This window comes from Umezawaea beigongshangensis (genome assembly GCF_016464305.1).
In the GTDB taxonomy this organism is placed as follows: Bacteria; Actinomycetota; Actinomycetes; order Mycobacteriales; family Pseudonocardiaceae; genus Umezawaea_A; species Umezawaea_A beigongshangensis.
On record NZ_JAEIOJ010000009.1, the window covers coordinates 55,693 to 79,767 of the forward strand.

The following is a 24,075-nucleotide window of genomic DNA, read 5'->3' on the forward strand; positions in this document are numbered from 1 at the left end:
GGTTGAAGAGGGTTACTTGCGTCCGGCGGCCAGGCGGCCGTCGAAGGCGATCTCGAAGGCGTTGAGGGCAGGCTTCCAGCGGATCATCCAGCGTTTGCGTCCGGTGCCGGTCGGGTCCAGGCTCATCACCGCGTGGTGGACGCACGTGAGCGCGGCCTGCTCGTTGGGGAAATGGCCCCGGGCCTTCACCGCGCGGCGGATGCGGGCGTTCACGCTCTCGATGGCGTTGGTCGAGCAGATCACCCGCCGGATCTCCACGTCGAAGGGCAGGAAGGGCACGAACTCGGCCCAGGCGTTGTCCCAGAGCCGGACGATCGCCGGATAGCGGACGCCCCAGGCGTCGGCGAACTCGGCGAAACGCTCCTTGGCGGCGGCCTCGGTCGGGGCGGTGTAGACGGGTTTGAGGGCTTTGGCGATGGCGTCCCAGTGCTGGCGGCCGGCGTAGCGGAAGCTGGTGCGCAGCAGGTGGACGATGCAGGTCTGCACGACCGTGCGCGGCCAGACCGTGGTGACCGCGTCGGGCAGGCCGGTCAGCCCGTCGCAGACCAGCATCAGCACGTCGGCCACGCCGCGGTTGCGCAGCTCGGTGAGCACGTGCAGCCAGTACTTCGCGCCCTCGCCGCCGTCACCGGCCCAGATTCCGAGGATAAGGAGCGGGATGCCGCACGGCTGTGCTCATGCTGCTCACCGATTCGGGCACGGCCGAGGTCGGCGCACTGCGCGAGTTGTGCGACGGCGCGGACGACCCCGAGGAGACTGCCGGTCGTGGTGGGCGCGACGGCGCCCGCTCCGCGTGGACGAGATCGGTCAGGTGGCGGAAGGTGGGCGAGGAGCGTCCCTGAAGACCGACGAAGGTGCGCGTCGTTCCGGCGGCACGCGTCATCTCCTCGGCCTCGCGCAGGTCGACGGCGAGCGGCCACTCGGAGAGCACCGGCGCTCCCGCCTTCAGCACGGGCAACACGAGTTCGCGGTGCTGAGGCACTTTGACGGCGACAACGACGAGGTCGACGTTCTCGTCGCCGGTGAGCTGCTCGACCGATGTGTACGCGGGTACGCCATACGCTGCTCCCGCGGCCTGGGCCGAGGCTTCGGAGCTCGCCGCCAGCGCGCGAAGCTCGATCCCGTCGACGGCGCTCAGCGCGCAGGTGAGCCCCGGCCGCCAGCCTCCGGTGGAGCTCAGGCCGACGATGCCGACGCCGATCGGCTTGCTGAAGTCAGGCACCGAGCTGCCGCTTCAGGGTCTCGGCGTCGTGCAGGGCCGTCATGTGCACGAATCGCCCGTCACGAACCTGGTAGATGGCGTACTCGACGATCTCGAACGAGGCGCCGGTGGGAGCCACGCCGAGCCACTCCTCGGCGGGCGTGCCCGTGTTGGTCAGACCAGGACAATCGTCGTGACCTGCGACGCGAGCGGGCCGAATCGCGCTCCGTTCGCGTCGTAGGCCACACGACCCGCACCTGCCGATCTGTCCGCGAACCCAGAACTGCGAATCGAAGCTGCGGGCCGCCCGTTCTCCACATCCAGCTCGAGCGGCACCGGCCGGGGCCTCGACATCGGTTGCGACCGCTGACCGGCGCGGTTGTCGACTCGACGGCAACGGCTCGACAGGCCGTGCTCAAATGCCAGAAGCACTGGGAATCACGCCGCGCATCGCCCGCCGCGGCACCCGCACGGTTCCGGACTCAGCACCCCGACGGGGCGTGGAGCGCGCCTTACCGCGCTACCGGAGCGAACTTCACCCTCACTCGACGACCGGATGACCATCGCCTCGGCGGAGCCCAGCTCCTCGCTGTGCGCTGTCGTTCACGCCGCTGCGACCGATCAGGCAGACCTGCGCGGTGATCGCACGTCGATGGTCGCTCCGCACGACCGGGGCGGCGCACAGCACAGCCGTGCAGGGTCATCGGGATCAGGAGATCCGCGAGCGAAGGTCAGCTGAAGAACCCTCGAGGGCCGGGGCCGCTCGATCAGAGGCTTCGACGGCCCCCCGGCACTCGAACGCGCCCAGCAGATCACGCTCCGCAGCAGGTGATCATCCCAGCGACCCGACCCACCGCGCCCGCATCGCACTCGATCGCGTCCCCCAGGTCTGCACGATCCCGACATGATCGGTCCCCGAGTCGACTCCTTGCCAGCCGGGCAGTCGAGACGGTGGCCGCGTCCGGGCTGCTCGTCCGGCGCACGGTGATCCGCGTCTGGCCGATCCGCCCGCACCGCCACGACCCCGAGTCGCCGGGCATCCTCCCGCGACCGTCGAGTACGGCCACCGGTGTGCCGACAGCACCCGGCCGACGCCGGCGGGCACCTGCGCGATGAGACCAGCACGTGCCCGCACTGCTGGCGCAGCGCCGAACAGGAGCCCGGCGCAGGTCGGCTCCGGCCGCATCTCGCTTCGTGTGCGTCCCGGCGAACCTCGTGCGGGGATCTGATCGTGCGACGCGGGTGAGCGCGGACGGGATCGGCCACGGATGCGTGGACGAGCACCACGAACACCCGGTCGCACTCGGCGGTGCGCACGACCCGAGAACATCCCGGCCCCTCCGGTTCACCGGCTGTCCAGAGACACGCTGTCTGCAAGACAGGCGCGCCTGAGCGCTCGCGCACCCCCGGAGCGTGGTCAGCGCACGTCCGGCTGGATCGAGCAGGACTGCTGGAGGCCACCGAACGCTCCCACCAACGACACCGCGAGGGGGAAAGCTGTGGTCGCTGAGCCACCGGGGTGTCGGAACACCCCGGTTGTCGGACACGGCGGCCGCACCAGGTGAAGGGGTGCGGAGCGCACACTCCGCGCCCCTTCACGCCGGCACCTCCCCTGGTCGGTGACCGGGGGCTACTGTCCGTAGGACTTCGCGGTCCAGCCGAGCGCGCCGAGCGACCCGCCCTTGATGTCCGTGCCGATTTCGTCACCGCGGCTGGCGTCGAAGTACACCGACGCCGTCCCGGCCGGGGTGATGCCGATGAGCGACCGGCCGTTCGGGTGCGCCTGGCAGGACCCGATGCTCAGGCTGCTGAACCCGGACCAGCCGGCCGACCGCAGGACGGTCGAGTCGATCGTCGTCGGCGTGGCCAGGTTGATCCGCCACTCCTTCAGCTCGCCGTTGGTCTTCGTCCCCACCAGCACGTCGACCTCTGCGCTGCCCGTTCCCTCGCTGCGCGCGAAGGTCAGCGTGTTGACCGAGTCCCACCCGGTCGTGCGCAGCGTCAGCGGCGCGGAGACGGCGAACTGGCCGTTGGTGTAGGACACGGTGTAGCGGTGCAGGGAGCTGCCGGCAACGCGGTACAGGTAGGTCGTGCCGCTGGCCAGGATCCGCGTGTCGGCGAAGCCCGAGGCCATGCGCGTCGCGGTGTTCCTGGTCATCACCCACACGCCGTTGATCCGCTCACCCCGGCGCTCGATGTCGTACAGGTACCCGTCGGTGGGATGCGCGGCCACCTCGCTGCTGATGAACAGGTCGGGGTCGCCACCTCCGCCGAGCGCCTGCAAGGCGGACGGCACCCACGCCAGCGTGTCACCCCGGTAGGACGTGACATCGGTCGTACCGGCGGCGTACCTGTAGGCGAGCCGCTGGCCATCGGAGCGGTAGGCGGTCGTGTACGTCGAGCAGTCTGCCGGCACGTCGCCGATCGCGGCGTCGGCTGGCGCGGCGGTGAGGGTGGCGCCGACCGCGCTGAGAGCGAGCGCGGCGGCGGCGAAGGTTTTGCGCATGGGTGGTGGTTCCTCCGTGAGTTCACGACACAGTCCGCCTGTGTCGACGCGCGCGACCGCACAGACGGTTCCATCCGGAGATCGAAGTGCTCACGCGGCACCGTCCGACGACGGGGCCCGCGCCCACCCGGAACACCTGACAGCGGTCACTGCGGCGGTCGGGGAGTTCTGCGGCGCGCGGCCCGAACTCCCGCAGGTGCACGTGCCCAGCGAGGGTTCGGGCGGGCCCGGTGACCTGGCACGGGCGATCGCCCCGGTGGTGTTTCCGAGCGACGGCGCCGACCCGGACGAGATCACGCGACGCCAGGAGTGGGGCTCGGGGTCGAACTCGGCTCGATCGCCGTGCTGGTGTCGTTGATCAGGTACTGACCCGGACCACACCGTTCGACGGACCTCGTCGCCCACATCGGAGCAGCGGCGGCTGCACGGGTCTCGCGGACGGGCGCGGTGAAGCCGGAGAGCGGCTGCACCACACTCCCCCGGCAGGGCCCGGGGCTGCTGGTTGCCGTGCTCGACCGGCCGTGTGATCACCTCGCCGCGGTGTGATGGATCGGCGGCCGGGAACGTGGCGGGCCGCTGCGGGCGACAGTGGGTGTGAGGGCGACGAGCGAGCACACCGCCGGAGGCCGAGTGGCCGATCGCGGTTCAGACGACGACGTCGGCGATCGGCCGGACCTGTTCGGGCAGCGGCCCGCCACTTGCACGAGCCAGCGGTCACCACCGGACCAGCACTGACACCCCGCTCCCGGCCCGCCGACCTGTGTCGAACACCGAGTAGTGCGCGACCGCAACCCCGCGACAGGTGAACGGCCCGGACCCCCGACGAGCCGCACACGAGGCGGCGTGCGAACTCCTAGCAGGACACAGCCCGGCGCAGTGCGCACCTTCCGCGCCCCACGACCCGCACATCGTTGCCCACGCCGCGCACCGGCCCGGCGGTCAGGGCAGTGATCGCCGCGTCCCGCTGATGGACGCTCCCTCTCCGCCGAAGACCGACCTGGACCCGCGCGCCCGAGGTCAGGCGTTGGTGGGCGCTTCGGCAGCCGTCGGGTGGTCCACGTAGCCGACCGCGCCGCCGCCGAAGAACGTCTCCGGATCGGAGGTCGTGAGCGGGACTCCGCGGCGGAAGCGTGCGACCAGGTCGGGATTGCTGATGTAGGGCCGCCCGAACGCCGCCAGGTCGATCAGGCCGCTGTGGATCAGCTCCGTCGCGCTCTGCTGCGTCAGGCCTCCGGCCAGGATCACCGCGGTGCGGCCCAGTTCCGGGCGCATCGCGGTTCTCCCCCAGCACCGACACCACCGCGACGACCGACGAACCGCAGCCCGCGTTCAACACCCGGTTCAACGCCGTCGCCTGCATCGACTCCGACAACCCGCGCGATCCGCGGGCCGTCGGCCGCCACGCCCGCCTGGCCGGACCGGCCGCTCCCCGGTTCGCCCCGGCCCGGGTCTACCGCTCGTTGCCGTGCACGAGCTGGCCGATGACCGATCCCGACCGCTGCACCGGCCCGTGGAACCGCCCGACCGCCAACGCGGTGCTGCTCGTCGGCAACCGCCTCGGTGATCCGGCCACACCGTACGAGGACGCGGTGTCCACCAGCCACCTGCTCGGTCGGGCCCGCCTGCTCACCGCGGACGTCTCCGGACACGGGGTGGCCTGCAACGACCGGGACAAGTGCGTGGACCACTGGCTCGACGACTACCTGGTCAACCTGGCCCTGCCACCGGTCGGAACGGTCTGCGCGGCCGACCGCACGCCGTTCGACCCGCCGTCCGCTTCACGCTGACTGCTGGTGTTGTGAGTCGTTGATCCACGGGACCGGCCGAGTCGTCTTTGACGATCACCTGGTCCTCCAGCGCAAGCGTCGCGGGCACACCGGGGTCAACCGTTCCAGCTGAGCCCACAGCTCGTCGGTCAGGACCTCCTCGTGCGTTCCATGATCTTGGAATGTCCCGCCCCGCAGTCGAAATCGATACGCCAGCTCATTGTGAGCTGATCACCGACAGGTCAGAAGAGCGTGAGGCCTGCTCCTCCGCCGACCACGATCTCCTGGCCCGTGACGTAAGCGGCCCCATCAGAAGCGAGGAAGGCGACCGTCTCGGCGATCTCGGTCATCCGGCCGAGGCGGCCGAAGGGGATCTGTTCGGCCTGGTTCCGCTTGATCCGCGCGATGTCCTCCTCGGGAAGACCGGATTTGCCCAGAAGAGGTGTGTCGATGGCGCCGGGGCTGACCGCGTTGACGCGGATGCGGCGCGGCGCGAGTTCGACCGCGAGTGAGGGCACCATGGTGAGCAGGGCGCCGCGGCTGCCGGCTGCAACGCTCGCGCCCGCTACGCCGCGGGTCGCGGCGATCCCGACGGTGATGACGACCGAGGCACCTTCGGCGAGCAGGGGTTCCATCTTCTGCAGGGTGAAGAACTGGCCCTTGGCGTTGACGTCGAAGAGTTCGTCGTACATCTTCTCGTCGACTGTGGCGAGAGTGGCGGCACGGAACACGCCGGCGTTGAGGAAGAGCAGGTCGAGGTGACCGAACCGAGTGCGGACCTCGTCGGTGAGCCGGTCGATGTCCGGCAACGATCGGGAGTCCGCGCGCACCGCGGTGACCCCCTCGGGAAGGCCTGGCGCGACGGCGGCCACCGAGGCGTCGGTGCTGCCGGTGACCACGACCCGGTGGCCACGTCCGGCGAGCAGTTGCGCGGTGGCCAGGCCGATGCCGCTGGTGCCACCGGTGATCAGTGCGTTGGGCATGGGGTTCCTCCGGGCTCGGGGTGGGAGAACGGGTCAGAGCTGGGTGTAGCCACCGTCCACCGCCAGCTCGACGCCGGTGGTGTAGGTGGCGTCGAAGGCGAGGAACGCGGCCGCCGTGGCGATCTCGACAGGGGTGCCGAGACGCCGCAACGGGTTCTCCGCGACCCGCTGCGCGATGAACTCCGCGGCGGCTTCCGGGCTCATCTCCTTCTCGAGGACCCCTGTGTCGATCGGTCCGGGGCTGATCGCGTTGACCCGGATCTCCCGGCTGGTCAGCTCGGCGGCGAAGCTGCGAGCCAGGGAACGCAGCGCCGCCTTGCCGGCCGCGTACGCACTGGTGGTGGGGATGCCCATGACGTTCGCGGCCGAGGTCGTGAGGACGACCCCGGCGCCCCTGTTCAGCAACCGGGCGAGCTTCTGCACCGTGAAGTAGGCACCCTTGACGTTGACGTCGAACACTTCGTCGTACGCCTTCTCGGTCATCTCCTCCAGCGGCGCGGTGCGAGTGATGCCGGCGTTCACGAAGAGCGCGTCGAGGGAACCGAATTCCGCCAGCACCTGTTCGGCCAGCGAGTCCAGGTCCTCCAGCGAAGCCACGTCGCCGCGAACGGTCAACGCGTTCGCTCCGAGCTTCTCGCGGGCGGCGTCGAGCCGTTCCTGAGAGCGGCCGGTGATCACGACCCGCGCGCCGCGCTCCACCAGGAACTCGGCGATTCCGAGTCCGAGTCCGCTGGCTCCGCCGGTGATCACGGCGTGCTTTCCGGTGTACACACCCATCCTGATGTCTCCTGTGATTGGTTTCGCTGAGCTTCGAGGGTTCATCGCCGGTCGGGCGGTGGTGATCGTTCGAGTGTCGGTGACGGGCGAGGTCCACTGTGGAGGGAGGATGGCGAGCCCTCGGTCTCGGCCAGCCCGGACTCGCGCGGCGGCTGCATCGTGGACGAGCTGGAAGCCGGTGAAGCGCACCGTCCTGCCTTGCCAGACGCGGCCAGAGAACATCGCCAGGCCACCGTGCCTCTGGCGGTGTTCCCCTCCACGACTCGATCTCCGTGTCCGGTTCGCCCGGTGCGCAGAAGCTCGCCCATCAAGTCAGACCCAGCTCTCGCGGTGCCGGATCTGTCCCTGCGGGATTCCGGCATCACGACGTTGCGCGCTCTGGCCTCCGGCACGCCGACCACCGGTGCGGTGGTCGGGATGTCACCGAGGTCCATCTGGTCACCGACCTGCTCGAACCCGAACGGCTGATCGTAGAACGACCGCAGCGGCCCGGGTCGGTCGTGCGCACACCCACGTGGTGAACGCCCCGGATCACGGGCCTCCTCGGAAAACCGGTGGGCCCGGCCAGGACAGGCGGCCTGGTGTCAGCGGCGGGTTTCGATCTTCATTTCTCCGTGGGCCGCCATGCGGATGTGGTCGCTCGCGAGCAGGTCGTGCGGGTTGCCGAGGCTGATCGCGCTGACCTCGTCGAGGCGGGCGAGCTGATCATCGGTCAGCTCGACCTGCAAGGTGTCCAGGTTGCCCTGCAGTTGGTCAGGAGTACGTGCGCCGACGATCGGCGCCGCGACGTCCGGGTTTCGCAGAACCCACGCCAGTGCGACCTGGGCCGGTGTGCGGTCCTGCTCGACCGCGATGTCCCGCACGACGTCGGCGATGCCGAGCGTGCGTTCGGTCACCATGCCCAGGTTCGCGTTGAAGCTCTTGCGGTTGCTCTCGCCGGGTTCGGTGCTCGCCGGGGTGAGGTCGGCGCGACCGTACTTGCCGGACAACACGCCGCCGCCCAGCGGTGAGAACGGGGTCACGCCCAGCCCCATCCCGCGGGCCATGGGGATGAGGTCGCGTTCCGCGTCCCGGTTGATGAGGCTGTATTCGACCTGCAGTGCGATCAGTGGCGACCAGCCGCGCAGGTCGGCGACGGCCTGCATGCGCGAGATCTCCCAGGCCGGGACGTTGGACATCGCCACGTAGAGGACCTTGCCCTGGCGGACCACGTCGTCCAGGGCGCGGAGGATCTCCTCGACCGGTGTCGTGAAGTCCCACACGTGCAGGTACAGCAGGTCGATGTAGTCCGTGCCGAGTTGCCGCAGGCTGGCCTCGACCGACGAGAACAGGCTCTTGCGGTGCGGCCCGCCCGAGTTGGGGTCGCCGGGCGTGCGCAAGGTGGAGTACTTCGTGGCCAGGACCAGGCTTTCGCGCTGGCCACGGCTGAACTCCCCCACCAGCCGTTCAGAGCTTCCGTTGGTGTAGGTGGGAGCGGTGTCGATGAAGTTGCCGCCGTTCTCGAGGTAGGTGTCGAACAGCACGCGGGCATCGTCCTGCCCGGCGCCCCAGCCCCACTCGGTGCCGAACGTCGCGGTGCCGAGCGCCAGCGGGGAGACGCGGAGTCCGGAACGACCCAGCAACCGGTAGGTGTTCAGGGTGAGGGGCATCGAACTCTCCTGTGCTTGGTGAGCTCTGCGTGACAGATCGGCGTGGGTGCGGGCCTGCCACACGAGAGCGGGACACTTAAGTACAACGTCTGTGTACATAAGCTAGCGAAGGGGGCGCGATCCCGCAAGTTAAGTACACCGATCATTACCGGAGCTCGTATACTGGCGTCATGGCCGAGCTGGAGATGGGCCCGTCTAGCCGACGACGCGGTAGGGGCGCTCGCGAGCGCATCCTGGAGACGTCAGAGCGCCTGTTCCGCGAGCAGGGGATCGGCAACACCGGTATGGATCAGCTCTCCGCCGAGGCGCAGGTGTCCAAACGCACCGTGTACCAGCACTTCGGCGGCAAGAACGAGCTTGTGGCCGAGTACTTGCGCCGGCGCGACCCCGACACCATGCCCGAGGTCTTCGACCGCGACGACCTGTCTCCGCGCGACCGGCTGCTCGCGGCGTTCGACAAGCCCCGATCGGTGCCCCCGAACGAAACGACACCGCTGTGCCCCTTCATCGCGGCTGCCGTCGAGATCGCCGACCCGGAGGACCCCGGGCGCAGGTGCGCGCACGACTACAAGATGTCGGTCGCCACCCGCTTCGCCGAGACCGCTCGCCAGGCCGGTGCCACCGACCCCGAACGACTCGGCGAACAGCTGGCTCTGCTGTTGGACGGCGCCTCGGCGCGCACCAGAGCACTCGACACCGAGACTCTCCCGACTGCTGCGGCCATCGCGGCGATCCTCATCGACAACGCCCTCCGCGATGAGGAGTCCGAAGCTGCCGGGGCCTGACCACGAAGCCCGACGCTCGTCATCACTCGTTCGAGCCGGTAGCACCTGGCGAAGGGAAGAACGAGAAGCTCCATCGCGTGCGGCGCTGTCGTGAACGGTCCGGCTGGCCACGTGCCGGAACAGACCACGGCACCGTCGATCGAACAGGTGCCTTCCACGACCGCCAGCTCATCGATCCTGCGCCGCTACGCGCAGTCAGGGGGAGCTTTGTGAGCTGCCGCCACCGGGGTGCTCGCGCAACCAGAACTCCAGGACGGTCGCGTCGCAGCCGGGCAGGACCGCGACACGTCGACCGGTCCGGGCGTCGGTGATGATCGTGGCGTAGCGGTGGCGTCGGCGCAGGGCGAAGTCGTCCACACCGATCCCCCGCGGGACCATCAGTTCGGGCAGCGGCAGGCGTCGTGGACGGCGCGACGCGGTGCTGCGGGGCACCGGCCTGGCCAACGAGCTGGCCAGGCGCGCGGTCGCCCGACCACACAACCCCTGCGCCACGTGGGACATCTGTCCGACCAGCCGCACCGTCCGGCGGTGGTGCCCGTGCACCTTCGCCGTCGCGGTCCCGCACACGCCACGGCCACGTCCCGAGTGCGGGCCGGGACCACCACCATGCCGCTGTTCTCCGCCACGTCGAACGACCAGCGCCAGCAGTCCGGGAAACATCGTTCCCACGAGGGAGTCGACATCCATCACAAGATCATGATCTTGGCCGACTGCTCGACGTCATCACCGACCACGGGTCAGAGCCGAACGAGCGGTGCAGGTCGGGGTTGAGGGGGTCAGCTGCGTCCGGCGGCCAGGCGGCCGTCGAAGGTGATCCCGAAGGCTCGGACACCGCGGCTGTTGAGCAGCTCTCAGCGCTCGCCGCACCCGAGCAAGCGGCATCTCCGCATCGGGGGAACTCGCTGGCGGTAGCGAGTCCGCGCGTTCGCCGAGGGCTCGGATGCGAGCATGCGCCCGTTGACCGCCTTCTGCCCCCGTGACAGCCGCGGTCGTGCGGCGTGATGGCGGGCCGCGGTCAGGTCGCGGACAGCTCCGGGCAGCGCAGCCGAGGCCCGCACCAGCTGGCCCGTCGGGTCGGTGAGGACTTGGACGTTGACGCCGTGGCGACGGCGTTTGCCCGACCAGTACGGCTTCTGGTCGGCGAGGCGGTCGATCGGGACCAGGGTGCCGTCGAGGATCGCGCAGGCCAGGCGGGCGGCGCGTTCACCGGCGGCGTGGAGCTCCTCGGCCGGGGCGGCGAGCAGGTCCGCCGCTTCGCGGACGTAGCGCCAGACGGTGCTCAGGGAGATGCCGAACTCGGCGGCGAGGCGGGTTCGGGTGTCACCGCCTGCGCAGGTGCGCGAGCACGAGCAGCGCCCGACGACCAGGGTCGCGTCGCCGCCAACGAGACCGACGCCGAGTCCGCTCCGCGCGGATCAGGTCGCCCAGGCGGACGAGGGTGCAGGTGGACAACGGATCGTGGTCGATCGCTGTCCTACCGGGAGCCTCGTCCACCGCGCTTCCCACCGCTCGGCCTGCGCCGCGAGCTGCGACGTGACGATGAAGAAGGGCTGAGGGTTGCACCTTCCGTAGCGGCATGTGGTCCAGTGGACTCACGTCCCGATCCCTTGAGGAAAGGTTCCTGCTCGTGCATTCGTCTTTCATGCCACCCCGCCAGGTCAAGATCGGTGACGCGGCGGCCTTCGTCGGCAGCACGCCACGGGCGATTCGCCACTACCACGAGATCGGCCTGCTCCCCGAGCCCGAGCGGGGCGGTGATGACCGCCGACGCTACGGGTACGAGGACATGATCCGCCTGCTGTGGATTCGCAAGATGGCCAACGCCGGGATCGGCCTGGACGACATCCGTGACGCCTTCACCACCGGCACGGCGTCCGCCGGTGCGGACAGCGGAGACGGTGTCGCGGGCATCCTGCAGCGGGTGGAGGAGACCCTCGCCGAGCAGGAGGCGGAACTGCGACGGCAACGGACCGCCGTGCAGCGGATGCGCACCGAAGGCAGCCGGATGGGCCTGCTCTCCGACCTCGTCACCGAACGCCTCACGAGCCTGCCCGAAGGCTCCCTGCGTCAGGCGGACCTGGACAGTCTGCTGGTCACCGAGCGGATCTTCGGCCCGCTCGGCGCGGCCGTCCAGGCCACCCGCTTCGTCGTCCTGGCCACGCATCCCGCCCTGCGGGAGGAGTCCGACCGCATCGACGACGCCGAGGAGGCGCTCGATGACAGCGTCGCCGTCGATGATCCACGGGTGGCTCAGGTGGCCGTGGAGCGGCACGCCTTCGAAAGCGCCCTGCAGGCCGTCATCGAGGAGTCCGGTCTGGGCGAGGACGACGACGCCCTATTCGACGCCTGGGACACCGTGCACTCTGCTACCGCCGAGGACGACGAGGCCGACCTCAGCTCCGGCAGGCGGGAGGCTGACTCCATGAGCGCGTTCGAAGCCGTCGGCAAGATGCCGTACGACTTCTCCCCGGCCCGCCTGCGCTGTGTGGAACTGGCCGAAGAGCTGTCCGCCCGGGACTCACCCACCACCTGGTGAAGCGAAGGTGATCTGACGCTCTCCGGTTGTGGTGGAGGGCTGAAGGGCGCGTGCGCGGGCCTGCTGCCGAAGTGCTGTGTCGTCGCACCACAGCGGCACACCGCGCTGCTGGCCACCGCGATCGTCTCCTGCGCAGCACGTCGATCGCGGGCGGCACCGCGTCCGGGTCGCTTCTCGACCGCTGGACCTGTTCGGCCTTGGCCGGCATCCGGCAGCGGGAGCCCGGATCGCGCAGCTCGCCGTGGGCGATGTGACGCCACCCGTCCAGCAAGGCGCGGAGGGCGGCCAGGTCCTCGGGTGTCGTGACGTGCTCCGGCACCGGTTCTCACTCGCGGTCGAACACCGCGGTCACCACCGGGACCGCTGTCCGTGCGGCCGGTTCTCCACCGGACGGGACCGCGGCCTCGGGCTGCGGTCTGCCGATCGTCTCGGCGATCGCGGACGAGTCGATCTGGCTGCGTCCCCGGCGCAGGAGGTCGGCGAGCTCGCGGTTCGTGCGGCCACGCGGCCGATCGTTCGCCACCACGCCCGGATCGTGGGTGGACCTGCGCGTCCTAGGCCGCTCAGGGCGCGAGATGGACGTCCGAGGTGGCTCGTCGTGCACCAGGCTCGAACTCGTCCGGACCACACCTCCACCGGCCAGGGCCTCGAACTGGTCGCGCAACCGCTCGAACGCGGCGACCACGTGGCTGCGACGCCGCCGTCGTCACCGCGCCCACCACCGACTTCCCCACCCACCCCTCAGTCACCACGACACAGGAGACGACCACCGGTGAGCAAGATCCTGATCGTCATGTCCGCGGCCAGCACCTGGGAGCGCACCGACGGCTCGCTGTACCCGACCGGGTACTGGGCCGAGGAACTCGCAGTGCCGCACGAGAAGCTCGTCGCCGCGGGCTACACCGTCGACTTCGCCTCCCCCGGCGGGGTGCTCCAGCCGCTCGACGCGCACAGCGCCGATCCCGAGATCGCCGGACCGGACTGCGCGCACCACGTAGCGCACGCCGAGCGGGCCCTGCGCGAGTTCGGACCGCTGCTCGCGCTCGACGAGGTCGACGTCGACGACTACATCGCGGTGGTGCTGCCCGGCGGGCACGGTCCGGTGGTCGACCTGCACCAGGACGCCGCCCTCGGTCGGCTGCTCACCGCGGCCGACTCGGCCGGGAAGATCATCGCGGCCGTCTGCCACGGACCGGCCGCTCTGCTGTCCGCCGTCGCCCCCGACGGCGAGTGGCTGTTCGCCGGGCGGGAGATGACGGCCTTCACCGACGAGGAGGAGGAGCTGTTCGGCACCGCCGAGGGCGCTCCCTGGCTGCTGGCCGGTCGGCTGCGCGACAGGGGCGCGAAGCACTCGGGCGGACCTGCCTACCAGCCCTACACCGTGCGCGACGGAAACCTGTTCACCGGCCAGAACCCCGCCTCGAGCGGCCCCATGACCGACGCCGTCATCACGGCGCTGGCCTGACCACGTGCCGCCGCGGCCGGTGCCGTCCGCTCCTGCGGGCGGCACCGGCCACCTCATCACGACCACCTGAGGGAGAAGCATGAGTTCCGTGGCAGAACCACTGTCCGAGTTCGACGTCGTCGGTCGCGTGGAGAAGGGGCTGCTCGTCGGCGGACGCTGGCGGCCGGCGTCGGGCGGTGACGTGTTCGTGGTGGAGAACCCCGCCACGGGCGAACCGCTGTGCGAGGTGTCCGACGCGACGCCCGACGACGCGCTGGCCGCCCTCGACGCGGCGAACGCCGCTCAGCGGAGCTGGGCGGCCGTCTCCCCGCGCCGACGCGGTGACGTGCTGCGCCGCGCCCACGACCTGCTGGTCGAACGCGTCGAACAGTTCGCGCTGCTGATCACCCTGGAGATGGGCAAGTCGCTGGCCGAGTCCAGGGCCGAGGTCGCCTACGCCGCGGACTACCTGCGCTGGTTCGGCGAGGAGGCCGTCCGGATCGACGGCAGCTGGAAGGTCGGCCAGGACGGCACCACTCGCGTGCTGGTCGTGCGGCAACCGGTCGGTCCCTGCCTGTTGATCACACCGTGGAACGCGCCGCTGGCCATGCCCGCCCGCAAGATCGGCCCGGCCCTGGCCGCCGGGTGCACGGCGATCGTCAAGCCGGCGCCGCAGACACCGCTGACGATGGCCGCGCTGGCCGGGCTGCTGGCCGAGGCGGGGCTTCCCGACGGGGTGCTCAACGTCGTCCCCACCACGCGGGCCGCCGCCGTCACCGAGCCGCTCCTGCGGGACGGCAGGCTGCGCAAGCTGTCCTTCACCGGGTCCACCCCGGTCGGGCGGCTCCTGCTCTCCCGTGCGGCCGACACCGTCCTGCGGACCTCGATGGAGCTCGGGGGCAACGCCCCGTTCGTCGTCTGCCACGACGCCGACGTCGACGCCGCGGTCGACGGCGCGATGACCGCCAAGCTCCGCAACATCGGCGAGGCGTGCATCGCCGCCAACCGCTTCCTCGTCCACGCCGACCTGGCCGAGGAGTTCAGCGAGAAGCTCGTCGCGCGCATGGCCACGATCACCGTGGGCGCCGGCACGGACCCCACCACCGATCTCGGACCGCTGATCGACCACGGCCAGCGGCGCAGGGTCGCCGACCTGGTCGACGACGCCGTCACCGCGGGGGCTCGGCTGCGCGCCGGCGGCGGACTTCCGGCAGGACCGGGGTACTTCTACCCGCCGACCGTGCTCACCGACGTGCCCGCCGGCGCCCGCATCACCAGGACGGAGATCTTCGGCCCGGTCGCGGCGATCCGGACCTTCACCACCGAGGCGCAGGCGCTGCACGAGGCCAACGACACCGAGTTCGGCCTCGTGAGCTACCTCTACACGCGCGATCTGGACCGGGCGCTGCGCATGACCGAGCAGCTCGACACCGGCATGGTGGGCCTCAACCGCGGTCGCGTGTCCGACCCCAGCGCCCCGTTCGGCGGGATGAAGCAGTCCGGGAGCGGCCGCGAGGGCGGCAACACCGGTATCGACGAGTACCTGGAACAGAAGTACGTCGCCATCGACACGGGCCGGGTCGGGGACGGTGCCCGATGAGCGCCAGCACCGTCTTCGACTCCTTCCTGTTCCGCGACGCGTTCGGCACGCCGCAGATGCGCGCGGTCTTCAGCGACGAGTCCTGCGTGAGGACGATCGTCCGGGTCGAGGTCGCGCTCGCGCGGGCGCAGGCGGAGGTCGGGATCGTCCCGCGCGAGGTGGCCGACACCATCGCCGCGTCGTGCGACGCCGCGCGGCTGGACCGCGCGCGGCTGAGCCGCGACACCGCCCTGGTGGGCTACCCCGTCCTGCCGATCGTCGCCCAGCTCGCCGAGCAGTGCGGCCAGGCCGGGAACCACTTGCACTGGGGTGCCACCACTCAGGACGTCATGGACACCGCGACGATCCTGCAGTGCGCCGAAGGGCTGTCGCTGATCGCGGACGCGCTCGACCGCTTGCGCGAGCACCTGCGGCGACTGGCCACCGAGCACGTCGACACCGTCGCCGCCGGGCGTACCCACCTGCAGCACGCCCTGCCCATCACCTTCGGCTACCGGGTGGCGGTGTGGCTCTCGGCGCTGGACCGGCACGCCGAGCGGCTGGCCACCGTCCGGCAGCGGGACCTGGTGGTGCAGTTCGGCGGCGCTGCGGGAACCCTGGCCTCGCTCGGGCCAGGCCCGGAGGGTCTGCGGGCGCGCGCCGCGCTGGCCGCGGAACTCGGCCTGCGCGATCCCGAGATCACCTGGCACGTCGCCCGCGACGGCCTCGTCGAGATCGTCGGGCTCCTCGCCTCGATCGGCGCGTCCATCGGCAAGATCGGCACCGACGTGGCCATCAGCTGCTCGACGGAGTTCGGTGAGCTGGCCGAACCCTTCGTGCCCGGGCGGGGAGCCAGCTCCACCATGCCCCAGAAACGCAATCCGATCTCCAGCGAACTGGTGGTCGCGGCCGCGAAGCTCCTGCGGGACAAGTCCTCCGCCATGCTCGACGCGGCGGTGCAGGACTTCGAACGCGCCACCGGGCCGTGGCACGTCGAGTGGGCCGTCATCCCCGAAGCGTTCCTGCTGCTGTCCTCATCACTGGCGCAGGCCGCCGACATGATCGCCGGCCTGCGCGTCGACCCGGCGCGGATGCGCGCCAACCTCGACCTCAGCGGCGGGCTCATCGTCGCGGAAGCCGTGATGATGGCGCTGGCTCCCGCCCTCGGCCGTCAGCGCGCCCACGACCTCGTCTACGAGATCTGCAGCCGAGCGACCGACACCGGTCACGGCCTGGCCGCAGAACTGCGCGCAGACCCGCACGTGGTGGCACTCCTGGACGACGACCAGATCGAGCAGCTCTGCGACCCCGCCGGTTACCTCGGCAGCGCACGGGCGATGACCCGGTCCGTCACCGACGGTCCCGCACCCCACGGGCAGGCCCGGTGAACGGTGCCGTCATCGCCGGGCGAGGAGGAAGAACTCACCCAGAACCGTCCCGCACCACCACCTGCCGGTAGCAGATCAGCGCCGAGGCGCCGTGGATTCCGTGCCGCGCCCCGCTCGGCGCAGGGACGGGTACCGCGACCGGTGGCCGGGCGGCCCTGTCATCGGGTCGTCCGGCCACCGGTCAGCGTGCGAGCACGCCGTCGTCCGCCCACTCGGTTGCGTGCTCCTGGACGAACTCGGCGAAGGTGCGGGGCGGCCGGCCGGTCAGGTCCAGCACCGCGGTGCTGATCCGATCTTCCCGGCCAGCTCTGATGCCGACTTCCACCGCGGCGAGGGCGGCGGCGAACTCGGCGGGTACGCCTGCCGCCCGGTAGTCGGCCGCCTGCTCCTCGACCCCTGTCGGCACCACGCGGACCGGCCGTCCGGTGCGCCCGGTGATGATCGCCGCCGCGTCCCGGTAGCTCAACGCCTTCGGCCCGGTGAGCAGGTAGTCGCGCTGGTCGCCGGGCCCGACGTCGGGTTCGGTCAGGAGGGCGGAGGCCGCGGCCGCGATGTCCCGCGCGTCGATCCAGCCCACTCGGCCGTCGTCGGCGGCGGTGCGGATCTCGCCGTGCCGCCGGATCCGCTCGCCGACCGGGTGTGGGCTCAGGAAGTTCTGCATGAACCCGGACGCGCGCAGCACGACCCACCCGGGCCGGGACCGCACCTGCGCGGCCAGCTCCAGCGCACCAGGAGCGTTCGGCAGCACGACAGCGGAGCCGAGGAGCACCACCCGGCGCACGCCGAGGCGTTGCGCCTCGGCCAAGAACGGCCGGACCGGCGGCATCGGGTCCACGGTGTTCGTCGGGGGCACCAGGAAGACCCGGTCCACCCCGCGCAGCGCGGCCGGATGGGTGGCCGGGTCGTCCCAGTCGAACCGGACCGCGTCCGGGTCACCGGCGGACGGGTTGCGGCTGGCCACCCGGACCGGCACACCGCTGCCGCGCAGCAGTTCCACCAGCGCGGTCCCGGTCTTCCCGGTGCCGCCGGTCACCAGCACACCGGTCATCGGGCAGTCTCCGGACGCAGCGAGTCGAGCAGCTCGGGCAGCGTCCCGGCCGCCGCAGCGTTGGTCAGCGGGTTCCAGTAGTCCCGGAAGCGGGTGATCGAACCGTCCTGGACGGTGATCACCACGATGTAGTCCATCCGACAGGGCTCTCCGGTGCGCACCGAGTGTCCGTTCGCGTGGTACTCCACGACAACGGTGTCCGGCCGTTGCGTGTGGTGCACGGTGATCGGGGAGATCTCTCGCAGGTCATACACCTGCGGGAAGCTGGCCAGGTAGTCGCGGACCTCTTTCCGCCCGGTCAGCCGGCGCGGCGAGGTCCCGGCGGCGAACGGGAATTCGGCGGTGCCGTCCTCCGCCCACAAGTCGGCGACGGCGTCGGTGTCCTTGGCCAGCATCAGGTCCAGCAGTCGGCGCATCGTTTCCTCGGGAGTGCGCGGCACGGTGTCCTCCACTGTTCGACGGGGGTGCGACCAGTTCAGACTGGACGCGGGCCGGCATCCGGGGAACAGACCGCTGAGCCCCGGACCGCCGGTCCGTGGCCAAGCCGCGCACCCCGTGCCACCATGGGCGGGATGAGCAGAGCCGAACTGGCCGACTTCCTGCGCCGCCGGCGGGAAGCGCTGCGCCCGGACCAGGTGCCGGGCACGGCGACCCGCCCGTCCGGCCGACGCGCCCGGCGCACTCCCGGGCTGCGCCGCGAAGAGGTGGCCGCACTGGCCGGGATGTCGGTCAGCTACTACGAACGGCTGGAGCAGGCCCGCGCACCGCGCCCGTCCCCGGAGGTGCTGGCAGTACTGGGGACGGCACTGCAGCTCACCGCCGCGGAGCGTGAGCACCTGGCGCGGCTGGCCGGGCAGGTCCCGCCCGGCACGGACGCCGATCGGAGGCCGGTGCCCGCCGAGGCCCACCAGCTGCTGGACCGGCTCGGGCCGATACCCGCCTACCTGGTCGACGAGCGGCAGGACGTCGTGGCCTGGAACAGCGCAGCGGTCGCGTTGATCACCGATTTCGCGCTACTGCCCGCCGAAGAGCGCAACACCGTGCGAATGGCCATCCGGCTCGGCGGCACCTTCTGCGGAGCACCAGCAGGCGCGGAGGGCGAGTTCGCCCGGCAGCTCGCCGCCCAGCTGCGCTCGGCCAGCGTCCGCTACCCGACCGACCGCGTCCTCGGCGAGCTGGTCAACGAACTCGCCGCGCACAGCCCGGAATTCGCCGCCGGCTGGCGCGACCACGACGTGCGGCCCGTACCGACGCTGCGCAAGCACCTGCGCCACCCCGAGCTGGGCGACCTGGAGGTGATCTGCCAAATCCTGCTGCTGCCCGGCACGGACCTGCAGCTGGCGATGTACACCGCGGAGCCGGGCAGCCCGAGCGCCGCCGCGCTCGCCCAGTTGGCGTGAGCCCGCACGACGCGTGGCCAAGTGACCCTGGTGCGCGTGCGTCGACACAACGCTTCACTCCCTTCGACCGTCCACTTGACACGGACATCCCACAGGCGGCGCATCTGATCTGTCCAGGGCTCGGCAGACCAGTGCGTCAGTGCCAGCTGCGGAACTCGCTCGACCACCTTCATGAGCAACACGCCCTCACATCGCATTGCAGGACGTTGCGCGATCGCCTCGCGGCACCGACACACCGCGACGGGTGAAGGTGCGACAACTGGCCCGCAAGGACCTGAACCGATCAATCCGGTGCGTCCTCCTGCGTGGTGCGGAGAAACGTCCAGACCCGCGAGCTCGGACCCGGCGAACGCGGTCGCCCTCACGGCACGCCCTGCGAGAGCGAACACGCACCGTTGACTGAACTGTTGAGTCGAAAGTGTTCGGTTGCCCATATGATGGCGTAGCGGAGGTGGCGAGCCTGGAAGTAGCCGCGGACGATGTGCGGCTGACGTTGGCGGCGGCGCAGGAACCGTCGTGTCTCGTGGGCGAGCCGGTCGACGTTGTGGGCGCGTGAGGCGTTGACGTTGCGTGTGAGGTCGGCGCCCCGCAGTTCGTCGGGGTTGAGCGCTGGGCTGTGGTCGGGCACCAGGTGCAGTTCGATGCAGTCCGGGCCGCCGATCAACAGCTCCTCCGGCGTGTAGTCGGCCATCGCCGCGAACAGCGTGCCCCGATCCTCCGCACCGATCAGCTCGGCCGGGCCGGGACGTCCCCTGCGGGTCGTCAGGCCGTCGCGACCGTCCCGCCGGTAGGCACGCCACCAGGTGCCCACCGACCGTTCGGAGATCCCGAACACCTCCGCGGCCTGCCGATACCCCTAACCCGCCCGGCCTCCAACGCCGCCACCACCCGCAACCTCAGCACCTCACGCTCCGCACCTCACGCTCTGCAGGCGACAACCGGTGCGCACCCCCGACCTCCATCACGGAGCCTTTTTCATCCTGCGGTGATCTCGTAGTTCTGCAGGACGTGGATGGCTTTGGCCAGTCGGCCGGCGCGGTGGGGGCAGCAGCGGAGTTTGCGGAGGATGCGCCTGGTCTTGAGCTGGGCGTTGGCGCGTTCACCGGGTCCGCACAGGCGGGCACGGGCGCGGTTGGCGTCCTTCTGCGACTCGGGCTTGTTGCGGCCCTTGTACGGGGTGAGCACGTGTCGGCCGGTCTGGTCGCAACCGTGATGGCCCTTGTCGCCCAGGGCGATCAGCCCGGTGTCGCGCAGGGCGGCGAGGATGTTCCAGATCCGGGCCGCGGCGGTGTCGTGGGTGCTGCCGGGCAGGTCGCCGGACACCCACAGGATCGTGCCGTCTGGGAACGAATCGATGATGCGCCGAATCTTGCTCAGGTACATCCACCAGCGGTTTTCCCATCAGTCCCAGGGGTCATCGCTCCTTCGTTGGAGTACAGCCCGGGAACAGCCCTCCAAGGTCCTTCCGACTACGTCAGGAGTGCAGCAAAGCGCCTCGCGGCGCACACACTCTCCACCATTAGGGCAAAACATCTAGTTCAGCGGTGTAGCAGTACTCACCTGACGCACATTCGTGCAGTTATCTGTGCCCGAACGCGCAAGTCGATATGAACAAGCTGGGGTGGCCCTCTCGACGAAAAGTACCATGATGGACATGAAAATTAGTCGTTTCGCTCAAGGTCGAGGCTCGCTCCGGAGGGGTTTCGTCGCGGCATTGGCTGTCGCGGCTGGCCTGACGGTTGCGACTCCGGCAACCCCCGCCTTTGCGGCCAACTACACGTCTTGTGAGTCGGACGGCGTTCTGCGGACCTACCTTGCATGGATCAAGACGAGCACCGGTTCGCGGGTATGTTTCGCCAATGCGGGCAGCATGAAGATGAATGTTTACCGGGTTACGGATTTTCACACGGGCAACAACAAGGTCACATTTCAGTACACCATCGAAGAGAATGGCCACCAGAACCACCTGACCTTGGACAAGTGGAAGGACCACACCCTTACTTTCGGTCTCCACGCCCACGTAACCGATGTGGTTATCTGGTAACGTCGTTGAGGCTATGACGCTCGAGCACGTCGAGCGGCTCGACGCAGGCGGTCAAGCGGTTGTCCAAGTCAGCTGCCCGCGAACTTATTTCCGGACTGCTGACCTGACTTGCGCTCGAAAATGGATACCGTCACAGGACGCCGCGAGCCTTTTTCATCCTGGGCTGGACGGGATGGCAGGCAAGACTTCTCGTGTTGTTCTGTCGTGCCGCGCTGCGGTTGTCGGATCAGACCCCGACCTTCGTGTCCGGCCTGCTCCGCGCCCATCGCAAGCAGCTCGGATCGGTGTGGCGCACGCTCAACCCAGGACAACAAGCCCTGCTGGTGCTGGTGTACCTGCGCAAAGGGAGAAGTTCGCCGACCTGGGCGCCGGGTTCGCGGTCTCGGCCACGACCTGCTGGCGCTACGTCAACGAAACCCTCGAACTGCTGGCCCAGCGGTCCCCGAAGCTGCGAGAAGCGCTGCGCAAGGCCAAACGCCAGGGCCTGGCCTACGTGGTGATCGACGGCACGCTCATCCCGATCGACCGGATCACCGCCGACCGCCCGTTCTGCTCCCGCGAACCCAGGATGCACGGGGTGGACCTGCAGATGATCGCCTCCCCAGACGGCACGATCCTGTGGGTGTCCGGCGACCTGCCCGGCAGCACCCACGACACCGCCGCGGCCCGGATCTGGAACATCCTCGCCGCCCTGCGCGACACCGGGCTGATCGCCCTGTGCGGACCCGGTGAACGCGCCAACGCCCAGCTCAAGACCAGGCGCATCCTCCGCAAACTCCGCTGCTGCCCCCACCGCTCCGGCCGACTGGCCAAAGCCATCCACGTCCTGCAGAACTACGAGATCACCGCAGGACGAAAAAGGCTCACGGCTGATCGATCCACAGGAAGATGATCAGTTTCGACTCAACAAGATCGGACTCGTCGCATTCCCATCGCAACAGTGCTGGCGGACGGCACTGGGGTGGGCAACCCCCAGTGCGGGTGGTGGGGCTGGCACCAGCACAGGTCGGGTGGTTGGCCTGATCGTTGAGCAGTCGGGAAATTTCTAGAGTTCTCCTCATGCTCAAACAATCTTCCCCCCTGCACCGCAAGGCGATCGCACTGTCCTCCGCGGTCTTCGTGGCCGTCTCGCTCGCGGCGTGCTCGGCACCGCCCGCCGCGAGCAGTCCAACACCCAGCACGCCCGTTTCCTCGGCGAGTGCGCCCGCCGCGTCGGAGACGCGCAAGGTGATGAACGCCGAGCACGAGGTGGTCTTTCACGTCGTGGACGGCAAGCTGCCCGCCCTGGTCCTGGACGCGGGCGGCGGCCTGAGCTCGTCGTACTGGAAGGACCTGGCGCCGCGGTTGGCGAAGGCCACCGGTTCGAAGGTCATCACCTACGACCGGGCGGGCGAGGGTGAGAGCGGCGAGGTGTCGGGGCCGTGGAGGGTGGAGAACGCGGTGTCGGACCTGGAGGCCGGGCTCACGGCGTTGGGGGTGACCAAGGATGTCGTCCTGGTCTCGCATTCGATCGCGGGTGAGGTCGCCACCAACTTCGTGAACAAGAATCCCGGCTGGGTGTCCGGCGCGGTCCTCGTCGACGCGAACGTGCCGGATTTCTTCTCCGAGGAGATGCTCACGGCGTTCGCCCCGCTGGTGGAGCAGCAGCGGACCGCCCTGGTGGCGCAGCCGTCGACCAAGAAGAACCGCCAACTGCTCGCTGTGATGGTCGACTACGCCCCCGTTCACCGCGTCTTCCACAAGCTCTCCTGGCCGCAGGACGTGCCGGTGACCACGATCGTCGCGTCGGAGACCCCGTTCGCTGATTTCCCCGAAGCGGCGAAGCTGTGGCGGGACGGCCACGCCCGGTTCGCCCAGGCCGGCCCGAACCGGAAGCACGTGGTCGCCGAGAACACCTCGCACGAGGGGATCGTGACCGAACGCCCGGACCTCATCGCCGACGCGGTCGACGACGTGCTGAAGACCGTCCGCTAGCCGCACTGATCACAGCGGCCAGGAACACGCCTGTAACAGACATCACGATCTTGGAGTGAGCGGGGGCCTCCGGTTCGGCGTGGATGGACACGTCTCCGCCAAATCCGGAGGCCCTCCTCATAGTGCAGATAAGCCCGCATCCGCTCCCCCGGCCCGCGCTCGGACCCGCGGGCCCGCCCGCGACCGGTCGAGATCATCCGCAACCTTCGCGACCGCGTCCAGGAAGCCCGGATGAACGGCTGGCTCGGTGAGGTCAGCGGTCTGCAAGTCAACCTGGACGAAGCCGCCCGGAAGCTGCGGTCTGATCACGGCGGGAGGTCGCGCCAGCGTTCGGCCGACGCCAGAGCGTCCAGGCTGATCCGCTCCAGGAACGCACCGCCCCTGGCCAGGCGGCGTCCCACGGGCGTCTCGAGCCCGAGCGTCTCCCCCGCCGCCTTCGCGATCTCCGCTGCCGCGAGCGTCTGCCGCGAGCTGATCACCGTCGAGCGGTACCAGGCGTCGTCGTCGACCACGTAGACGTCGCGCCGCCGCTGCGGATCGCGTTCGCGCCTGATCAGCGCCTGGTGGGTCAGATAGCTCACGGCCGCAGAGATCGAGGCGGGACTGACTTTCAGCGCGCGCGACAGCTCGGCCGCGGTGAGCCTGCCGTCCTCGCTCAGCCACAGGCCGATGAGCACGCGTGCCATCATCTTCGGCAGGCCCATTCCGATCGCCATCTCGACGGCTCCCTCTTCCACCTCGACGACCTCGCGGTCCTCGGGTTCGGCCTCGGGCGAACGGGCCGGAGTGCCGCGCCGCGCCCGCCGCGCTGCCGCCCGGTGCGCCCGCTCGGGCCGATAGTCACCGGGACCGCCGTTGCGGCCGACCTCACGGCTGATCGTCGAGGTCGGCCGGTTCAGCCGCCTGGCGATCTCGGCGTAGGAGCGGCCTTCGGCCAGGCCGGTCGCGATGCGCTGGCGGTCCCGCAGCGTCAACCTTCCTTCTGACATGACACC

21 protein-coding genes and 6 pseudogenes are annotated in these 24,075 nt (G+C 70.0%); 10 read left to right on the top strand and 17 right to left on the bottom strand.

Going from position 1 to position 24,075, the window contains the following annotated elements:
* Positions 1 to 12: 12 nt before the first annotated feature.
* The 5 genes and pseudogenes from IMZ35_RS21615 to IMZ35_RS21635 all read right to left on the bottom strand — a co-directional run.
* Positions 13 to 648 (bottom strand): annotated as a pseudogene (locus tag IMZ35_RS21615) (IS256 family transposase); the annotation flags it as partial.
* Positions 626 to 1,222, bottom strand: coding sequence for a Gfo/Idh/MocA family oxidoreductase (locus tag IMZ35_RS21620; RefSeq protein ID WP_307868554.1), 597 nt, complete (start codon positions 1,220 to 1,222; stop codon positions 626 to 628). The pseudogene IMZ35_RS21615 and the gene IMZ35_RS21620, both read right to left, overlap by 23 nt.
* A complete protein-coding gene (locus tag IMZ35_RS30870) occupies positions 1,215 to 1,598 on the bottom strand; it encodes an ester cyclase (RefSeq protein WP_229372918.1) in 384 nt (127 codons plus the stop codon). Before IMZ35_RS30870 ends, IMZ35_RS21620 begins: the two co-directional genes overlap by 8 nt.
* A 1,233-nt stretch (positions 1,599 to 2,831) precedes the next feature.
* Positions 2,832 to 3,707, bottom strand: coding sequence for a hypothetical protein (locus IMZ35_RS21630; protein ID WP_199442985.1), 876 nt, complete (start codon positions 3,705 to 3,707; stop codon positions 2,832 to 2,834).
* 1,017 nt (positions 3,708 to 4,724) lie between these two features.
* Positions 4,725 to 4,979 carry a hypothetical protein gene (locus tag IMZ35_RS21635; protein WP_199442986.1) on the bottom strand — a complete coding sequence of 85 codons (255 nt, stop codon included), beginning with the start codon at positions 4,977 to 4,979 and terminating at the stop codon, positions 4,725 to 4,727.
* Between the two features lie 137 nt (positions 4,980 to 5,116).
* Between IMZ35_RS21635 and IMZ35_RS21640 the strand changes: the two genes are divergently transcribed.
* Positions 5,117 to 5,494: an alpha/beta hydrolase gene (locus tag IMZ35_RS21640; RefSeq protein WP_267877220.1), complete on the top strand. Its 378-nt coding sequence runs from the start codon at positions 5,117 to 5,119 to the stop codon at positions 5,492 to 5,494.
* 221 nt (positions 5,495 to 5,715) lie between these two features.
* On the opposite strand, the gene IMZ35_RS21645 is transcribed toward IMZ35_RS21640, so the two are convergent.
* The 3 genes from IMZ35_RS21645 to IMZ35_RS21655 all read right to left on the bottom strand — a co-directional run bounded on the left by IMZ35_RS21645 (position 5,716) and on the right by IMZ35_RS21655 (position 8,882).
* Positions 5,716 to 6,456, bottom strand: coding sequence for an SDR family oxidoreductase (locus IMZ35_RS21645; RefSeq protein WP_199442987.1), 741 nt, complete (start codon positions 6,454 to 6,456; stop codon positions 5,716 to 5,718).
* 33 nt (positions 6,457 to 6,489) lie between these two features.
* Complete coding sequence (locus tag IMZ35_RS21650; protein WP_229372920.1) at positions 6,490 to 7,455, bottom strand: SDR family NAD(P)-dependent oxidoreductase; 966 nt, start codon at positions 7,453 to 7,455, stop codon at positions 6,490 to 6,492.
* A gap of 362 nt (positions 7,456 to 7,817) precedes the next feature.
* Positions 7,818 to 8,882, bottom strand: a complete 1,065-nt coding sequence (locus IMZ35_RS21655; protein ID WP_199443183.1) for an aldo/keto reductase — start codon at positions 8,880 to 8,882, stop codon at positions 7,818 to 7,820.
* Between the two features lie 170 nt (positions 8,883 to 9,052).
* On the opposite strand from IMZ35_RS21655, the gene IMZ35_RS21660 reads away from it, so the two are divergent.
* Positions 9,053 to 9,667: a TetR/AcrR family transcriptional regulator gene (locus IMZ35_RS21660; protein ID WP_199442988.1), complete on the top strand. Its 615-nt coding sequence runs from the start codon at positions 9,053 to 9,055 to the stop codon at positions 9,665 to 9,667.
* 195 nt (positions 9,668 to 9,862) lie between these two features.
* Here IMZ35_RS21660 and IMZ35_RS21665 read toward each other — a convergent pair whose 3' ends face one another.
* Positions 9,863 to 10,354, bottom strand: a complete 492-nt coding sequence (locus tag IMZ35_RS21665) for a hypothetical protein (RefSeq protein ID WP_199442989.1) — start codon at positions 10,352 to 10,354, stop codon at positions 9,863 to 9,865.
* Positions 10,355 to 10,585: 231 nt separating this feature from the next.
* A pseudogene (locus IMZ35_RS21670) lies at positions 10,586 to 11,134 on the bottom strand (transposase family protein); the annotation flags it as partial.
* Between the two features lie 109 nt (positions 11,135 to 11,243).
* Here IMZ35_RS21670 and IMZ35_RS21675 point away from each other — a divergent pair.
* The gene (locus tag IMZ35_RS21675; protein WP_229372921.1) at positions 11,244 to 12,203 is read left to right on the top strand and encodes a MerR family transcriptional regulator; all 960 of its coding nucleotides are present in this window, start codon (positions 11,244 to 11,246) and stop codon (positions 12,201 to 12,203) included.
* A 163-nt stretch (positions 12,204 to 12,366) separates the two neighbouring features.
* Here the strand turns inward: IMZ35_RS21675 and IMZ35_RS32125 are convergent.
* Positions 12,367 to 12,522, bottom strand: a pseudogene (locus tag IMZ35_RS32125) (DUF6247 family protein); the annotation flags it as partial.
* Positions 12,523 to 12,528: 6 nt separating this feature from the next.
* Positions 12,529 to 12,729, bottom strand: coding sequence for a hypothetical protein (locus tag IMZ35_RS21680; protein WP_199442990.1), 201 nt, complete (start codon positions 12,727 to 12,729; stop codon positions 12,529 to 12,531).
* A gap of 246 nt (positions 12,730 to 12,975) precedes the next feature.
* On the opposite strand from IMZ35_RS21680, the gene IMZ35_RS21685 reads away from it, so the two are divergent.
* The 3 genes from IMZ35_RS21685 to IMZ35_RS21695 all read left to right on the top strand — a co-directional run bounded on the left by IMZ35_RS21685 (position 12,976) and on the right by IMZ35_RS21695 (position 16,614).
* Complete coding sequence (locus IMZ35_RS21685) at positions 12,976 to 13,668, top strand: type 1 glutamine amidotransferase domain-containing protein (RefSeq protein ID WP_307868557.1); 693 nt, start codon at positions 12,976 to 12,978, stop codon at positions 13,666 to 13,668.
* 100 nt (positions 13,669 to 13,768) lie between these two features.
* The gene (locus IMZ35_RS21690) at positions 13,769 to 15,247 is read left to right on the top strand and encodes an NAD-dependent succinate-semialdehyde dehydrogenase (protein ID WP_438816893.1); all 1,479 of its coding nucleotides are present in this window, start codon (positions 13,769 to 13,771) and stop codon (positions 15,245 to 15,247) included.
* Positions 15,244 to 16,614, top strand: a complete 1,371-nt coding sequence (locus IMZ35_RS21695; RefSeq protein ID WP_199442992.1) for a class-II fumarase/aspartase family protein — start codon at positions 15,244 to 15,246, stop codon at positions 16,612 to 16,614. The genes IMZ35_RS21690 and IMZ35_RS21695 overlap by 4 nt, the downstream gene beginning before the upstream one ends.
* Before the next feature lie 181 nt (positions 16,615 to 16,795).
* Here the strand turns inward: IMZ35_RS21695 and IMZ35_RS21700 are convergent, their stop codons facing one another.
* A complete protein-coding gene (locus IMZ35_RS21700) occupies positions 16,796 to 17,662 on the bottom strand; it encodes an NAD(P)H-binding protein (RefSeq protein ID WP_199442993.1) in 867 nt (288 codons plus the stop codon).
* Complete coding sequence (locus tag IMZ35_RS21705; protein ID WP_229372922.1) at positions 17,659 to 18,078, bottom strand: nuclear transport factor 2 family protein; 420 nt, start codon at positions 18,076 to 18,078, stop codon at positions 17,659 to 17,661. The genes IMZ35_RS21700 and IMZ35_RS21705 overlap by 4 nt, the downstream gene beginning before the upstream one ends.
* Before the next feature lie 156 nt (positions 18,079 to 18,234).
* Between IMZ35_RS21705 and IMZ35_RS21710 the strand changes: the two genes are divergently transcribed.
* Positions 18,235 to 19,062 (top strand): helix-turn-helix transcriptional regulator, encoded by an 828-nt coding sequence (locus IMZ35_RS21710; RefSeq protein WP_199442995.1) that lies wholly within the window; start codon positions 18,235 to 18,237, stop codon positions 19,060 to 19,062.
* Positions 19,063 to 19,423: 361 nt separating this feature from the next.
* Here IMZ35_RS21710 and IMZ35_RS21715 read toward each other — a convergent pair.
* Both IMZ35_RS21715 and IMZ35_RS21720 read right to left on the bottom strand, forming a co-directional pair.
* A pseudogene (locus IMZ35_RS21715) lies at positions 19,424 to 19,903 on the bottom strand (helix-turn-helix domain-containing protein); the annotation flags it as partial.
* A gap of 134 nt (positions 19,904 to 20,037) precedes the next feature.
* A pseudogene (locus IMZ35_RS21720) lies at positions 20,038 to 20,406 on the bottom strand (transposase family protein); the annotation flags it as partial.
* Between the two features lie 301 nt (positions 20,407 to 20,707).
* On the opposite strand from IMZ35_RS21720, the gene IMZ35_RS21725 reads away from it, so the two are divergent.
* The 3 genes and pseudogenes from IMZ35_RS21725 to IMZ35_RS21735 all read left to right on the top strand — a co-directional run bounded on the left by IMZ35_RS21725 (position 20,708) and on the right by IMZ35_RS21735 (position 23,080).
* Positions 20,708 to 21,106 carry a beta/gamma crystallin domain-containing protein gene (locus tag IMZ35_RS21725; protein WP_199442997.1) on the top strand — a complete coding sequence of 133 codons (399 nt, stop codon included), beginning with the start codon at positions 20,708 to 20,710 and terminating at the stop codon, positions 21,104 to 21,106.
* A 191-nt stretch (positions 21,107 to 21,297) separates the two neighbouring features.
* Positions 21,298 to 21,998: pseudogene (locus tag IMZ35_RS21730) on the top strand (transposase family protein).
* 167 nt (positions 21,999 to 22,165) lie between these two features.
* Positions 22,166 to 23,080 (top strand): alpha/beta fold hydrolase, encoded by a 915-nt coding sequence (locus tag IMZ35_RS21735; RefSeq protein WP_199442998.1) that lies wholly within the window; start codon positions 22,166 to 22,168, stop codon positions 23,078 to 23,080.
* A 305-nt stretch (positions 23,081 to 23,385) separates the two neighbouring features.
* Here the strand turns inward: IMZ35_RS21735 and IMZ35_RS21740 are convergent, their stop codons facing one another.
* Positions 23,386 to 24,069 carry a helix-turn-helix domain-containing protein gene (locus IMZ35_RS21740; RefSeq protein WP_199442999.1) on the bottom strand — a complete coding sequence of 228 codons (684 nt, stop codon included), beginning with the start codon at positions 24,067 to 24,069 and terminating at the stop codon, positions 23,386 to 23,388.
* Positions 24,070 to 24,075 lie beyond the last annotated feature (6 nt).